The 13857-nt window shown below is 69.8% G+C and carries 14 protein-coding genes; 8 read left to right on the top strand and 6 right to left on the bottom strand.

The features are described 5' to 3' along the window. Positions 1-138: 138 nt before the first annotated feature. The 4 genes from ACIA73_RS04790 to ACIA73_RS04775 form a co-directional block, all read right to left on the bottom strand. A complete protein-coding gene (locus ACIA73_RS04790) occupies positions 139-630 on the bottom strand; it encodes a MarR family winged helix-turn-helix transcriptional regulator (protein ID WP_399437449.1) in 492 nt (163 codons plus the stop codon). A gap of 113 nt (positions 631-743) precedes the next feature. Continuing rightward, on the bottom strand, positions 744-1535 hold the full coding sequence (locus ACIA73_RS04785) for an AIM24 family protein (RefSeq protein ID WP_399437448.1): 792 nt from the start codon (positions 1533-1535) through the stop codon (positions 744-746). Positions 1536-1543: 8 nt separating this feature from the next. Continuing rightward, positions 1544-2194 carry an AIM24 family protein gene (locus ACIA73_RS04780; protein ID WP_399436848.1) on the bottom strand — a complete coding sequence of 217 codons (651 nt, stop codon included), beginning with the start codon at positions 2192-2194 and terminating at the stop codon, positions 1544-1546. Beyond that, positions 2194-2832, bottom strand: a complete 639-nt coding sequence (locus tag ACIA73_RS04775) for an AIM24 family protein (protein ID WP_399436847.1) — start codon at positions 2830-2832, stop codon at positions 2194-2196. Before ACIA73_RS04775 ends, ACIA73_RS04780 begins: the two co-directional genes overlap by 1 nt. 210 nt (positions 2833-3042) lie before the next feature. On the opposite strand from ACIA73_RS04775, the gene ACIA73_RS04770 reads away from it, so the two are divergent. From ACIA73_RS04770 to ACIA73_RS04740, 7 genes are all read left to right on the top strand, one after another. Beyond that, on the top strand, positions 3043-3390 hold the full coding sequence (locus tag ACIA73_RS04770; RefSeq protein WP_399436846.1) for a DUF3817 domain-containing protein: 348 nt from the start codon (positions 3043-3045) through the stop codon (positions 3388-3390). Beyond that, positions 3387-3680 carry an MTH1187 family thiamine-binding protein gene (locus tag ACIA73_RS04765; RefSeq protein ID WP_399436845.1) on the top strand — a complete coding sequence of 98 codons (294 nt, stop codon included), beginning with the start codon at positions 3387-3389 and terminating at the stop codon, positions 3678-3680. Before ACIA73_RS04770 ends, ACIA73_RS04765 begins: the two co-directional genes overlap by 4 nt. Positions 3681-3857: 177 nt before the next feature. Beyond that, complete coding sequence (locus tag ACIA73_RS04760; protein ID WP_399436844.1) at positions 3858-4571, top strand: hypothetical protein; 714 nt, start codon at positions 3858-3860, stop codon at positions 4569-4571. Next, complete coding sequence (locus tag ACIA73_RS04755) at positions 4568-5272, top strand: DUF4166 domain-containing protein (protein ID WP_399436843.1); 705 nt, start codon at positions 4568-4570, stop codon at positions 5270-5272. Before ACIA73_RS04760 ends, ACIA73_RS04755 begins: the two co-directional genes overlap by 4 nt. Further along, positions 5269-5907 (top strand): TetR/AcrR family transcriptional regulator, encoded by a 639-nt coding sequence (locus tag ACIA73_RS04750; protein ID WP_399436842.1) that lies wholly within the window; start codon positions 5269-5271, stop codon positions 5905-5907. Before ACIA73_RS04755 ends, ACIA73_RS04750 begins: the two co-directional genes overlap by 4 nt. 138 nt (positions 5908-6045) lie before the next feature. After that, the gene (locus tag ACIA73_RS04745; protein WP_399436841.1) at positions 6046-7839 is read left to right on the top strand and encodes a glycosyltransferase family 2 protein; all 1794 of its coding nucleotides are present in this window, start codon (positions 6046-6048) and stop codon (positions 7837-7839) included. Position 7840: 1 nt separating this feature from the next. Further along, positions 7841-9901 (top strand): galactose oxidase-like domain-containing protein, encoded by a 2061-nt coding sequence (locus ACIA73_RS04740; protein WP_399436840.1) that lies wholly within the window; start codon positions 7841-7843, stop codon positions 9899-9901. Positions 9902-9980: 79 nt separating this feature from the next. Here the strand turns inward: ACIA73_RS04740 and ACIA73_RS04735 are convergent, their stop codons facing one another. Both ACIA73_RS04735 and ACIA73_RS04730 read right to left on the bottom strand, forming a co-directional pair. Continuing rightward, positions 9981-11042, bottom strand: coding sequence for a glycoside hydrolase family 6 protein (locus ACIA73_RS04735; RefSeq protein WP_399436839.1), 1062 nt, complete (start codon positions 11040-11042; stop codon positions 9981-9983). A gap of 174 nt (positions 11043-11216) precedes the next feature. Further along, positions 11217-12206 carry a DUF5937 family protein gene (locus ACIA73_RS04730; protein WP_399436838.1) on the bottom strand — a complete coding sequence of 330 codons (990 nt, stop codon included), beginning with the start codon at positions 12204-12206 and terminating at the stop codon, positions 11217-11219. A 246-nt stretch (positions 12207-12452) separates the two neighbouring features. Here ACIA73_RS04730 and ACIA73_RS04725 point away from each other — a divergent pair, with 246 nt between their 5' ends. Further along, positions 12453-13841 carry an MFS transporter gene (locus ACIA73_RS04725; RefSeq protein WP_399436837.1) on the top strand — a complete coding sequence of 463 codons (1389 nt, stop codon included), beginning with the start codon at positions 12453-12455 and terminating at the stop codon, positions 13839-13841. Positions 13842-13857: the final 16 nt, after the last annotated feature.

Here is a 13857-nt window from a genome sequence, read left to right as displayed (position 1 = left end):
GGCGCCCGGGACCAGAAGCGCCGGGGCTCAGGGGCGCCCGGGACCAGAAGCGCCCGGGCCCAGAAGCGCCCGGGATCAGAGGCGCCCGGGACCAGAGGCGCCCGGGACCGAAGCGCCCGGGACCAGGAGCGCTCAAGATCAGATCTTGCCGCGCCTGCCGCGCAGCTCCTGCGTCATCGGGGTCAGCGCGGCGCGCAGCTCGGCCAGCTGGTCCGACGACATCGTGTCGAGGAAGTGGCGGCGGACGGATGCCACGTGGTGCGGGGCGACCTGCTGCATGGTCCGGTCGCCGTCCTCGGTGAGCACCGCGTACAGCCCGCGGCGGTCCGACTCGCAGTTCTCGCGGCGCACCAGACCGGCGTTCTCCATGCGGGTGATCTGGTGCGAGAGGCGGCTCTTCGACTGGAGGGTGGCCGCGGCCAGGTCGCTCATCCTGAGGCGCTTGTCGGCGGACTCGGAGAGGTTGACCAGGATCTCGTAGTCGTTGTTGGTCAGGCCGAAGGGCTGGAGGTCCTTCTCCAGCTGGTGCATCAGCAGCTTGCTGGATTCCAGATAGGTGCGCCAGGCGCACTGCTCGGCCTCGCTGAGCCAGCGGGTGGCGGAGTCGTGGGGCGAGGGGCCGCTGTCCATGGTGGGCATGAGGCGATTCTACCCAAGAAGTTGAATGCTGGACAAAATATCCGCGTGCTGCGGGTGTGACGCCCGGCACCCCGGCCGTGACGTCACACCCCGCATGCTACCGCTCACAGCCCGAAGCGACGCTGGAGATCTCCCAGTTGGCCGGGAAGGCGCGGTGCGGACCCGCTCTGTCCCGGTACGTGCCCGCCGCCCGGCACCCCGGCGTTCTGACCGCCGGCGCCGGTGCCGACCGCGCCCACCGTCTGCTCGGCCATCAGCTGCTCGGTCGACTGGAGCAGCACCGTACCCGAACCGACGAACTCGAACTGGTGCTCCTCGCCGGAGGCCCCGCCGATGCCGGTCATCGCGCGCAGGCCGCCCATCACGCCCGTCATATAGCTGTGGTCGTAGTGGTGACAGGGGGAGGGGCAGTCGGCCCAGCCGACCAGGGCCTGCGGGTCGACGCGGATCGGCGGCTCCATGAAGACCACCGGGCCGTTGGAGGCCGCGACGAACTTTCCGGTGCCGATCAGGGTCAGGAAGCCCGGCACGATCGACTGCTTGAGAGCCAGCGTCGGCTGGTAGGCGAGCAGGTTTCCGGCCCGGATGGTCAGATTGCCCTCCTCAAGGTCGAAGGAGTTCACATCGAAGGCGCGGTCGGCGAGCAGCATCTTGCCGCTGCCCTCGGCGACCACCCAGTCACTGGCGTGCAGCGGGGAGTGGAAGGAGGTGCGCAGCAGGCGGTCGAAGCGGCCGTGGCCGATGCCGTTGAACTCGATCTGCCCGTAATAGGCGATCATCTTGCCCTTCTGCAGGAACCACTGGCTCCCCTTGAGCTCCACGCAGAAGGTGTACGGGTTGACGTTGTCGTCGCTCGGGAGGGTGTGCGGGTCGAGCACGACCGGGCCACCGGCCATAGGGGTACTCACAGCTTTTCCTCCGAGGCCTGTACGAACACCGTGCCGTTGCCGGACAGCTCAAGCTGGAACGCCTCGCCGGAGCCGCGCCCCACCATGTCGCGCCAGCCGAGCGCGGTGGACAGCTTGTTGCGTACGTCGCCGTGGTGGGCGACGTACGCCTGCGGGTCGACGTGCACCGGGCGCTGCGGGGTGATCGGCAGCTCGATCACGCCGCCGTGCGCCATCACCGCGACCGCGCCGTGGCCCTTGAGGGTGGTGGTGAACAGGCCCTGTCCGGAGACCTGGCCGCGCACCATGCCCATCACACCGCCCTGCGAGCCCATGAACATGGTGCCCTGGGTGAGGGTGCCGTCGAAGGCGAGCAGCCGGTCGGCCTCGACGTAGAGGGTGTCGCCGGCCAGGTTGATCACCTGGATGTGGTGGCCGCCGTGGCCGAACATCACGGTGCCGCTGCCCTCGACGGTCATCAGCGGGGTCTGCTCGTTGGCCACCCGGCGGCCGATCATCGACATCACACCGCCCTGGCCGCCGGTGATGCTCGGGGTGAAGGAGACCTCGCCCTTGTACGCGAGCATGGCGCCGCGCTGGCTGAACATCTTCTGGCCGGGCGCGACCTGCGCCTCGACCATCCTGGAGTTGACTTCGCGGAACGGCATCAGACGTCGCCCCCGATGGTGTTGCGCTCGCTGGGCTGGACGTACACCAGGCCCTCACCCTCGAAGCGGATCTGGAAGGCCTCGCCGGATCCCTCGCCGATGAAGGTCCGGAAGTTGACCCCCGACTGGAAGGACTGCCGCAGGTTTCCCGTGTGCGCGATGTACGCACCGGGGTCGACCATCAGCGGGTACTGGGAGCTGACCCGCAGCACCACCGCCTGGCCGTCGGAGAGTATGGCCGCCTGGCCGCTCCCCTCCACGGTCGTGGTGAACAGGCCGTTGCCCGTCGCGCCGCCGCGAAGACCGGTGAAGGTCGTGCCGGTGCGCAGCCCCGCGTCGGTGCACAGCAGATTGCTGGACTCGACGTAGAGCTTGTCACCGGTGAGGTTCACCAGGTTGATCTCGCTGGCGCGGTCGGCGAAATAGCACGTGCCGTGCCCCTTCGCCTCCATCACCGTCATCTGTTCGCCGGTGAGGCGCCGGGTCACCATGCCGCGTACGCCTTCACCGCCGCCGGACATCTTCTTGAAGGCGATCTGGCCGTCGTACGCCACCATGGAGCCGTTTTTCGCCTTGACGGCGTCCCCGGTCATGTCGACGGCGAGCACCTTGCTGCCTTGGAGTCGGAACTGAGCCACGTGGTCGAAGGTATCGGGCGGGCGCCCCCGCGACCAGGGTCTTCCGGGGGAGAGGGACCCTGAACGGACCCTGAGCCAAGAGGTGGTAAAGCCGGATGCCACAATGGGCGCAGCTTGTGCGTGCGTTCACAAGATCAGCTTTGCAAGCCCCGCAGACCGCGCCGGTCGCCCCCGGCCCGCCGGCCGCGCAGAACCCGAAGGTGCCTTTCCGTGGACATCAAGACCGCCGCTGCCATTCACCGGCTCCGCCTCGTCTCCATCCCGGAGGCGCTCTCCTTCCCGCTGCTGCTGATCTTCGGTTCGCTGCTCAGCCGTATCTCGGACATCGACCTGGTGATGCCGCTGGGCGTGCTGCACGCGGTGCTGTTCCTGCTCTACCTGGTGATGCTCGCCGATGTGTGGGCCAAGGCGAAGTGGTCCTTCAAGCGGGTGCTGTTCTTCGGCTTCCTCGCGGTGATTCCGTTCGGCGGTCTGTACGGCGACAAGATCCTCAAGCGCGAGGAGAAGGACGGCGTGATCGCCGCCCGCGCGCGCAAGGAGAGCGGGGTCGTCGCATGATTGTCGCCTTCTCCGTCACGCCGCTGGGTGTGGGTGAGGACGTCGGGGAGTACGTCGCCGACGCCGTCCGCGTGGTCCGCGAATCCGGTCTGCCCAACCGCACCGACGCGATGTTCACGTCGGTGGAGGGGGAGTGGGACGAGGTGATGGACGTGGTGAAGCGTGCCGTGGCCGCCGTCGAGGCCCGTGCTCCGCGCGTCTCCGTGGTGATGAAGGCCGACATCCGTCCGGGCGTCACCGACGGTCTGAGCTCCAAGGTCGAGACGGTGGAGCGACATCTGTCGGCCTGACACTGTCGGGCTGAAACACGTGTGGTGAGGTTCTGTGAAACCCCTGGCCCAACGGGCCGGGGGTTTTTTGCTGCCCTGGGATTGAGCGAGTGCTCAAACAGGTATTGAGCACTTGCTCAAAAAGGCGTACCTTACTTTTGAGCAAGTGCTCAAAAGTGAGAAAGCGCAGGTCAGTACATGAAGCAGCTGTACGTCGAGGCGTTGATCCGCGCCGACCAGGACGTTCTGTGGGACCGCACCCAGGAGCCCGGCCAGCACCAGCGCTGGGATCTGCGCTTCACCGAGATCGACTACCTGCCGCCCGTCGAGGGACGGCCGCAGCGCTTCCGGTACGCGACCCGGGTGCTGCCCTGGCTGACCGTCTCCGGGGTCGGGATCGCCGCGGGGGAGCGGCACCGCCCCGACGGCACCCGCACCTCCGCCCTCCGCTTCTCCTCCGCACACCCGCTCTCGCTGCTCGCCGAGGGCAGCGGCTACTGGCGCTACGTCCCCACCGACGACGGCGTCCGCTTCCTCACCGGGTACGACTACCGGCCGCGCTGGGGCGGGGTGGGTGCGGTCGCCGACCGGTGGGTGTTCCGGCCGCTGATGGGCTGGGCCACCGCCTGGTCCTTCGACCGGCTGCGGCTGTGGCTGGAGCGCGGGATCACGCCCGTACGGTCCCTGCTGCACGCGCTGGGCGAACTGGCCGCCCGTACCGCCGTGATGGTGCTCGCCGTCGTCCTGGCGGGAAGCGTGCCGGTGACCGCCGCGGTGCTGCTCGCGGCAGCGCTCTTCCTGCCGCCGCTGCCGGTCACCCCCGCCGCCCGCCGCTGTCTGCGCCGGCCGCCCGTGCCCGTACGCACCCCGTCCCTGCTCGCCGAGCTCGACCGCCAGGAGCTGCCCGCATGAACCCCACTCTCATCGGAGCCGGATCGATCTTCCGCACCGCCATGGGCGGCGAGGTCTTCGCCCGGCTGCACCCCCAGCTCCAGCGGCGCTTCTCGGTCGGCCTGGAAGGCGGCGAGGCCTGCGTCGGGCGGGGCGTGATGGACCGGATCTGGCACGGCGGCCGGTGGGTGCGCCCGTTCCTGGCGCTCGGTGCGACCCGCAACATCCTGGTGCCGCGCGAGGGCCGCGACATCCCCTTCGTCATCGAGAACGTGCCCTACCGCGACTCCTGCGGCCGCGAGACCGTCACCTTCGTCCGCACCTTCCACTTCCCCTACGGCCCGCGCCGGTTCGACGCCACCATGGTGCACAGCCCCGAGCGCGACTGCGTTCTGGACTACCTCGGCACCCACCAGCACCTCGCCAGCGACCTCCACTTCACCGCCGACGCGGCGGGCGGCCTGGTCATCCGCTCGGGCGAGCACCGCTTCCGCGAGGGTCCCCTCGACGTCCGGGTGCCGGACCTGATCGGCGGCGACGCGGAGGTACGGGAGAGCTACGACGAGCGGTCCGGGCGCTTCCGGATCCGTGTCAGGGTGACCAACAGACACGTCGGCCCGCTGTTCGGGTACGAGGGATCCTTCCGGGCCGAGTACCGGGACGTACGGGGCCGTGAACCGCGCCAGGGGCTGCGGCCGATCAGAGAGGAAGCGCGCGCATGAGTTCGGCGGACACCAAGGAGAAGCTGCTGGCCGCGGCGTTGCAGACGCTCACCGAGCAGGGCATCGCGAAGACCTCCGCCCGCACCGTCGCCGCCACCGCAGGGGTCGCCCAGGGCCTGGTCTTCTACCACTTCGGCTCGGTCGCCGAACTGCTCGCCGCCGCCTGCCGCTACGGCGCCGAACAACGCGTCGCCCACTACCGGCCCCGGCTCGCCCAGGTCACCTCCCTCGCCGAACTGCTCGTCTTCGCCCGCGCCATGCACGAGGAGGAGAAGGCCGGCGGCCATGTCGCCTTCCTCGGTCAGCTGCTCGCCGGAGCCCAGACCCAGTCCGCGCTCGCCCCCGCCACCTCCGCGGGCCTCGACCTCTGGATCGAGGAGATCGAGAAGGTACTGGGGCGGGTCCTGGCCAGCAGCCCGGTCGGCGAGTTCACCGACCCGGAGGGACTGGCCCGCGCGGTGGCCGCCGCCTTCATCGGCCTGGAGCTGTACGAAGGCGTCGACCCGAGCGGCGCCGACGCCGCGTTCGGCGCACTGGAGCAACTCGCGGGCCTGGTCGCCGTACTGGAAGAGCTCGGCCCGGTGGCCCAGCGCGCGGTACGCCACCAGCTCCGCCGCAAGACGCAGCGGAGCTGACCGGGTCCCGGTCCCGGTGCCCACCCTTCTGCCTCACTGGCGCTCCCCATTGGCCCTCTCTGAATCGACACGCTCCGATATCTGACCTTTTGTTGGTTTCGTGAGGTATGCGCCTCACGTGACCAGCTTGGAGGCAGTGTGTTGCCGGAGGGCTACGACTACGAGAAGCACAGCCGCCTCGCCGGGCCGCTGACGGACCCGGGGAGCGGCCCCTACACGGTCCAGTACACAAGCCTGCTCTCGAAGGAGCCCCACCGAATACGAGCAGTCCTCCTGATGCTGCTCGCACCGGCCCTCTCGGCGGTGCTGCTGGCCTATCTGATCTGGCCGACGCACTGGACCGAGCGGGAGAACGCCGCCCCCTGGCTGGTCCGCGCCGACTACGTGATGCTCGGCTCGATCGCTTTCATCATGTTCTTCATGCTGGTCAACGTGACGTCGATCGCGCACGCCACCCTGGTCGCCCGCGACCCGGTCCCGGTCAGGGCCGAGAAGAACACGCGGGTCGCGTTCCTGACGACGTACGTCCCCGGCAAGGAACCCCTCGCGATGGTCCGCGCCACCCTCGAAGGTGCGGTCAAGGTGCGCCACGACGGTCCGCTGGACGTCTGGCTGCTCGACGAGGGAGACGACGACGGCGCCAAGGCCCTCTGCGCCGAGCTCGGGGTCAAGCACTTCACCCGCAAGGGCATCCCCGACTGGAACCGGAAGAAGGGCGTCCACCGGGCGAAGACCAAGCACGGCAACTACAACGCCTGGCTGGCCATGCACGGCGGCGACTACGACTTCTTCGCCTCCGTCGACACCGACCACATCCCGCTGCCCAACTACCTGGAGCGGATGCTCGGCTACTTCCGCGACCCGGACATCGCCTTCGTCGTCGGCCCGCAGGTGTACGGCAACTACACCGCCGCCGTCACCAAGGCCGCCGAGTCGCAGCAGTACCTCTTCCACGCCCTCATCCAGCGGGCCGGCAACCGCTACCGGGCGCCCATGTTCGTCGGCACCAACAACGTCGTGCGGGTCAGGGCCCTCACCCAGATCGGCGGGCTCTACGACTCGATCACCGAGGACATGGCCACCGGCTTCGAGCTGCACCGCCGCAAGAACCCGGGCACCGGCCACTTCTGGCGCTCGGTCTACACCCCCGACGTGCTCGCGGTCGGCGAGGGCCCGGCGTCCTGGACGGACTTCTTCACCCAGCAGATGCGCTGGTCCAGGGGCACCTACGAGACGGTCTTCAAGCAGTTCTGGAAGGCGCCCTTCCGAGTTCCGCCGGGCCGCCTCCTCAACTACGGCCTGATGCTGGTGTATTACCCCATGACGGCGATCAACTGGCTGCTGGGCATCCTGAGCTGTGTGCTGTTCCTGTGGTTCGGGGCGTCCGGAACCCAGGTCTCCACCTCCGTCTGGCTGATGCTCTACAGCGACGCGGTGGCCCTCCAGATCTGCCTCTACCTCTGGAACCGCCGCCACAACGTCTCCCCGCACGAGCCCGAGGGCTCCGGCGGTCTGGCCGGCATGGCGATGTCCGCGATCTGCGCGCCGATCTATCTGAAGTCGCTGGGTGCGGCCGTCCTCGGCAGGCGCGGCCGGTTCGTGGTCACGCCCAAGGGCGGCGAGGCCAGCCCCGACCGGCTGATGACCTTCCGTATCCACTTCTTCTGGGCGGCGGTCCTGATCGCCTCGCTGTGGGCGTCCGTGCACTACGACCACACCCATGCGGCGATGCGCATCTGGGCCGTACTCGCCCTGGTCATCACACTCGCTCCGGTGACGATCTGGCTCTGGAGCCGTCGCGCCGCACGCAGTGCGAGCAGGAGCAGCGAAGAGAACAGCCGGGCGTACGTCGATGTGGGCCCCGAGCCGCCGGCCCCGGCCGCCACCGTGACCCCGGCCACCGCGAGCGCCACCACCACCGGAGGGAAGTGACATGGGGTTCCGCCCGACCAGCAGTCCCAAGCCGGGAAAGCCCGGCCGGCCGGAACAGCCGGCCGCCGGCGACCCGAAGGCGAAGGCCGCCAAGCCGCCCAAGAAGCTGAAGAACACCCTGCTCGGCGGTGGTGCGGTCCTCCTCCTGGTCGGCCTCAACGCGCCCGCCGCGCTGGACTTCGCGCAGGACAAGTACCACGCGTACAAGATCGACCAGCCCGGCTACAAGGCCGAGTTCGGCTCCTGGTCGACGCTGGACGTCCCCGGTGACTACCAGCTCAACGCCATCCACGCCGCCCTGCTGCACTCCGGCAAGGTGCTGCTGATCGCGGGCTCCGGCAACGACCAGAAGAAGTTCGACTCCGGCACCTTCGAGACCGTGCTCTGGGACCCGAAGAAGAACACCTTCAAGAAGATCCCCACCCCCGAGGACTTCTTCTGCGCCGGGCACGCCCAACTGCCCGACGGACAGCTCCTGGTGGCCGGCGGCACCGCCCGCTACGAGGTGCTCGACGACAAGGTCACCCGGGCCGGCGGCGGCATGCGGGTCAAGAACGAGTCGCCGGACAAGGCGATCACCCTCAAGAAGGGCACCCGCTTCCGGTCGCCGTCGGGAGTCGAGTACGTCTCCAAGTTCGACGTCACCGTGCCCAAGGCCGAACGCGACTTCAAGATCGGCTACTTCGCCTCAGGCCAGATGAAGCCCTGGGAGACCAAGGTGACGGCCGCCGAGGCACGGGTCTTCGTGGAGGCGGCCAAGGAGGGCGCGGGCGCGCTCACCACCCAGGCCGCGCAGTACGAGGTGCTGGGGCTCTCCGAGAAGGACGCGGACAATGTCTACGGCCTCGCCCAGAAGATCACCACTGAGAAGCAGGACTTCCAGGGCATCAAGGCGGCCTACGAGTTCGACCCCAAGTCCGAGAAGTACGTCCCGGTCGCGCCGATGAAGGACGCCCGCTGGTACCCGACGCTGACCACGCTTCAGGACGGCCGCGTCCTCGCCGCCTCCGGGCTCAACGACGTCGGCGATGTGGTCCCCGGCGACAACGAGATCTACGACCCCAAGACCAAGAAGTGGGGGAAGGGCCCCTTCCGGTACTTCCCGACGTACCCCGCCCTCTTCCTCACCAAGGGCGGCAAGCTCTTCTACACCGGCTCCAACGCCGGTTACGGCCCCGCCGAGAAGGGCCGGGTGCCCGGCCTGTGGGACGTCGGCACCAACACCTTCACCAAGGTCGGCGGCATGACCGACGCCGACCAGCTGGAGACGTCCGCCTCGGTGCTGCTGCCGCCCGCGCAGGACCAGAAGGTGATGGTGCTCGGCGGCGGTGGCGTCGGCGAGTCCGAGAAGGCCACCGGGCGCACCGCGATCGCCGACCTCAAGGCCGACAACCCGGCGTTCAAGACCGGCCCCTCGCTCTCCCAGGGCACCCGCTATCTGTCCAGCGTGCTGATGCCCGACGACAACGTCTTCACCAGCGGCGGCTCCCAGTCCTACCGGGGACGCAGCGCCAGCGACATCTTCAAGGCGCAGTTCTACGACCCCAGGGCCAACGCCTTCAAGGACGCCGCCGAACCCACGGTAGGCCGCAACTACCACTCCGAGGCGCTCCTGCTCCCCGACGGCCGGGTCGCCACCTTCGGCTCCGACCCGCTCTACGGCGACGAGGACAACACCAAGCTCGGCACCTTCGAGAAGCGGGTGGAGATCTTCACCCCGCCGTATCTGCACAAGGGCGGCAAGCGCCCGGTCCTGGAGGACGGGCCCGACTCCTTCACGGACAAGGCCAAGGACAAGGCCACGGACAAGGGCGACTCGGCGACGTACCGCACCAAGGACGCCGACCGGATCGTCAAGGCACGGCTGATGCGGCCGAGCGCCGTCACCCACACCACGGACGTCGAGCAGCGCTCGATCGAACTGGGCCTGAAGAAGACCAACGACGGGGTGACGGTCACGGTGCCGGACGACCGGACGCTGGTTCCGGCCGGCTGGTACATGCTCTTCGTCACGGACAAGGACGGGGTGCCGTCCGAGGCGAAGTGGATCCAGGTGGACTGAGGCGAGAAGTGGGTGGATCCAGGTGGACTGAGGCGGGAAGTGGGTCCAGGTGGACTGACCTGGACCGACTGCGCCGGTTCTAGCGGGACTTGCGCGCCAGCCCCAGCGCGTAGTCCGGCCACCAGGTCCCCGCCGGGGGGCCGCCCCGGCACTCGCCGTCCGAGTCGCCGGGGCGCTTGATCCAGAGATAGGCGTCGAGCAGCGGGTCGCCGGTCTTCTCCGTCGGCGGGGTGCCCAGGGCGCGGCCGGGCGGGTTGCACCAGGAGTCGGCGCGGGCGCCGGGCAGTGGGCCCGCGCCGTTCCGGCTGGAGTCGATGACGAAGTGGGCGCCGCCGAGCAGGCCGGAGAGCTTGGCGCCGTAAGCCTTCACCGGCTCGTCGCGCTGGAAGTTCGAGACGTTCAGCGAGAACCCGTCGGCCTTGCCGATGCCGGCCCGCTTCAGTGGGTCGACCAGCTTGCCCGCATCGGTGATCCAGGCCGGATTCCCGGCATCCAGATACACCTTGGTCCTGGGCTGCCGCTTCAGCCGCTCGATGGCACCGGTGAGCAGGGCGTTGCGCTCGTCGTGGTTCTCGGCGGGGGTGCAGCCGTCGACGAGGTGCGGCACGGCGTCCGGCTCCAGGATGACGATCGCGGGGGCGGTGCCGATGGCCTGGGCGAAGGAGTCCAGCCAGGTGCGATAGGCGTTCGCGTCGTGCGCGCCGCCCGCGCTGTGCTGGCCGCAGTCGCGGTGCGGGATGTTGTACGCGACCAGGGTGACCGTCCGGCCCTCCTTGGCGGCGCCCGTGGTGACCCGCCGGATGTCGGGGGCGGGGCGGTCCCCGGCGGGCCAGTTGGCGACCGGCCGCTCGGAGATCTTCCGGAGCTGGTCGGCGTCGTCGGTACGCCCCTGCTCCGTCCACTCCTTGACCTGGCGGGCGGCGCTGGATCCGGGGTCGACCCAGAAGGGGGAGGTGTTGGCGGGGGGCCCGGCCGACTTCTTGGGGGCCTCCTCGGTCGGATCCGGGGAACCGCACGCGGTCGCCGCGATCAGCGCGCAGGCGAGCACGGAGGCGAGTGCGCCAAGGGTCGACGCAGGTCTGCGGGAAGACCTTCGGGTACGCGAGAACCTTCGGGTACGGGAGAACCTTCGGCCGGACATCCAGCCCCCTCGGGACGACAGCTGACGGGCGGGCACGAAACGCCCAATCGTGACATGGGGGACAACTGATGCGGTGTTGCGACCCGGGCGGGGCGGCGGTCGTGGCGTTGACGCCTGTGGCATCTGAGACACCTGTGACATCCGAGGCTGAGAGACCTGTGACGTCTCTGACGCCTACGGCCCGGTGGCGAGGGCGATGCCCAGCGGGGTGCGTTCGTACAGCACCTGGTGCCCGTGGCGGTGGGACACCAGCAGGCCGGCGTCGCGCAGGGTGGCGAGGTGGGCCGAGACGGAGGAGGGGGCGAGGGCGAGGCGCAGGGCGAGGGCGGAGGTGGAGGCGGGTTCGTCCAGGGAGCAGAGGACCCGGGCGCGGGCGGGGCCGAGGAGCCGGGCGAGGGCTTCGGGGGTGGTGTCCGCCGTCCGCTCGCTCCACAGGCCGCCGATGCCGCGCGCGGGGTAGACGAGCGTGGGCTGCCACGGCGGTTCGAACCCGGTCACCAGGTTGGGCCAGCTGAACACGCTGGGCATCAGGACCAGCCCCAGGCCGTCGAGGGGCTGGCACTCCTCCCAGCCGGTGCGGGTGGTGAGGGTGAGGGTGGGCGGGTTCCAGGTCAGCAGGGGGTGCAGTTCGGAGAAGAGGGATTCGAGTCCGCCTCGGGCGAGGCGGCGGGTGTGGAAGAGGATGTCGGCCTCGAAGAGGGTGCGGATGCGGGGCCAGTCGGGCTCGATGAGGCGGTGCCAGACCTGCTCCAGGAGGTCGGCCAACTGCGCTACTGCGGCGGCGGGTTGGGCGAGCATCGCGCGGCCGGTGGGGGTGTTCGCGGCGCCGGGGGTGCTGGCGAGGGCCCGGGAGATCTCGGCGTGGGCGAGGGCGGGGTCGGTGCGGCGGACGGCGGCGATTTCCTCCTCGAAGGGGGTGGCGGGGCCGAGGGGAGGGGGGCCGATGAAGTTGGGGGCGAAGCCGCGCTGGGGCATGAGGAGCCAAAGAGGGCGGAGGTCGAGTGCCTGGGCGGCGGCGTGGGTGCGACGGAGCCAGGGGAGGTGTTGGCCGTGCCGGTCGGGGCGGCTGAGCATGCGGACGGCTTCCTGGGTCTCCCAGAGGGGGGAGAGGGCGAAGCGGCAGCGGGTCAGGTCGGAGGTGCGGAAGTCCAGGTGGTAGGCCATGGGGGGTCCGGGGGTGTGGGTTCGGGGCCGGCGGCCCGGGGTTCGCCCCTCCCCGCCCCTTCCCTGAACCGCTGGCCGCGGGGCCGGTGGGGATCTGCGGGGGGTGCTTGTGGTTGCTCGCGCAGTTCCTCGCGCCCCTGGTGGGGTTGCGGTTTGTGGAGCCGTGAGGGCAGTCGGCGCGTGACTCAGGATTCGGCTGGAGCCGAAAGAGTACTGCCCGGCCGGCCCCGATGCCACGCTCCAGGCATGGCAGAACCGACAACTCCCGTACCCCCGGAGCCACTTACGGCCACCCCGGAATCCGCGACCGTCCACACCCCGGAATCCCTCTCCGCTCCGGCCTCCTGCGTCCCGGCTTCCTCCGTCCCGGCCCCCACCACCCCAGCCCCCCGACCCGTCCGCTACCTGTCCCTCTTCTCGCACTTCGAGTTCCGCTCGCTATTCCTTGCTCACCTGCTCTCGCTGCTTGGGGTGGTGGTCAGTGAGATTGCGCTTACCGTCCTCGTGTACGAGCTCACCGGGTCTCCACTTCTGTCCGCGCTCACCTTCGCGCTGGGGTTCTTGCCGTATGTGCTGGGTGGGACGCTGCTTTCGGGGATCGCTGATCGCTATCCGGCCCGGCGGGTGCTGGTGGTCTGTGATCTGGTCTGTGCGGGGTGCGTGGGCGTGATGGTGTTTCCGGGGACTCCGGTGGGTGGGCTGTTGGTGCTGCGGTGTCTGGTGGCGGCGGTCTCGCCGGTGTTCTCCGGGACGCGGATGGCCACGCTGGCCGACATCCTGGGGGACGGGGAGCGATACGTTCTCGGTCGGTCGCTCCTGCGGATCGTGTCGCAGGGGTCCGTGCTGATCGGCTTCGGTGCCGGGGGGCTGCTGCTGGCAGTGCTCTCCCCGCGCGGGGCGATCACCATCACCGTGGGCACCTTTCTCTGCTCGGCGCTCCTGCTGCGGTTCGGCACGAAGAAGCGGCCCGCTCGCAGCCGCGGGGAGGGGGAGAGCGGGGGTGGTCTGCTCCGGGACTCGCTCGTTGGCGCGCGGCTCGTTCTCGGTAGTCGCCGGCTGCGCGCGCTGATGCTGCTCTTCTGGGTACCGGCCGGCTTCGTCGTCGTACCGGTGGCGCTGGCGGCGCCGTACGCCGACGTCATCGGGGCAGGGCCCGGCGCCCTCGGGCTGCTGATGTGCGCCATGCCGGTCGGGCACATCGTGGCCGAGCTGTACGCCGGGGCCGCACTCTCCCCGCGCACCCGCTCCCGGCTCGTCCTGCCGGTCGCGGCCCTCTGCCTGCTGCCCCTGCTGGGATACGCCGTCACGCCCGGCCTGCCCTGGGCGGTGCTCGCGCTCACTCTCGCCGGGGTGGGCGGGGCGTACGTCATCGGGCTCGACCAGTGGTTCGTCGAGGCGCTGCCCGAGGAGCTGCGCGGCCGCGGCATGACGCTGCTGACGGCCGGGCTGATGACGATCCAGGGGGTGGGGATGGCGCTGGCCGGGCTGGCCGCCGAGTTCCTCCCGGTACCTCTGGTGGTGACCGGCGCCGGGGCCCTCGGCACGCTCGTCACCCTGCTGCTGATCGCCGAGGTCCGGCGTACCGCCGACAGGCCCGACGTACCGAAGAGCGAGACACTGCGGACCGGCATATGACCGACCGGTAGGGTCG

Origin of the sequence: Streptomyces sp. NPDC051561, from assembly GCF_044454195.1 — a bacterium.
GTDB lineage: Bacteria > Actinomycetota > Actinomycetes > Streptomycetales > Streptomycetaceae > Streptomyces.
The sequence above is the reverse complement of the archived record's forward strand: the minus strand, read 5'-3'. Positions and strand labels throughout refer to the sequence as shown.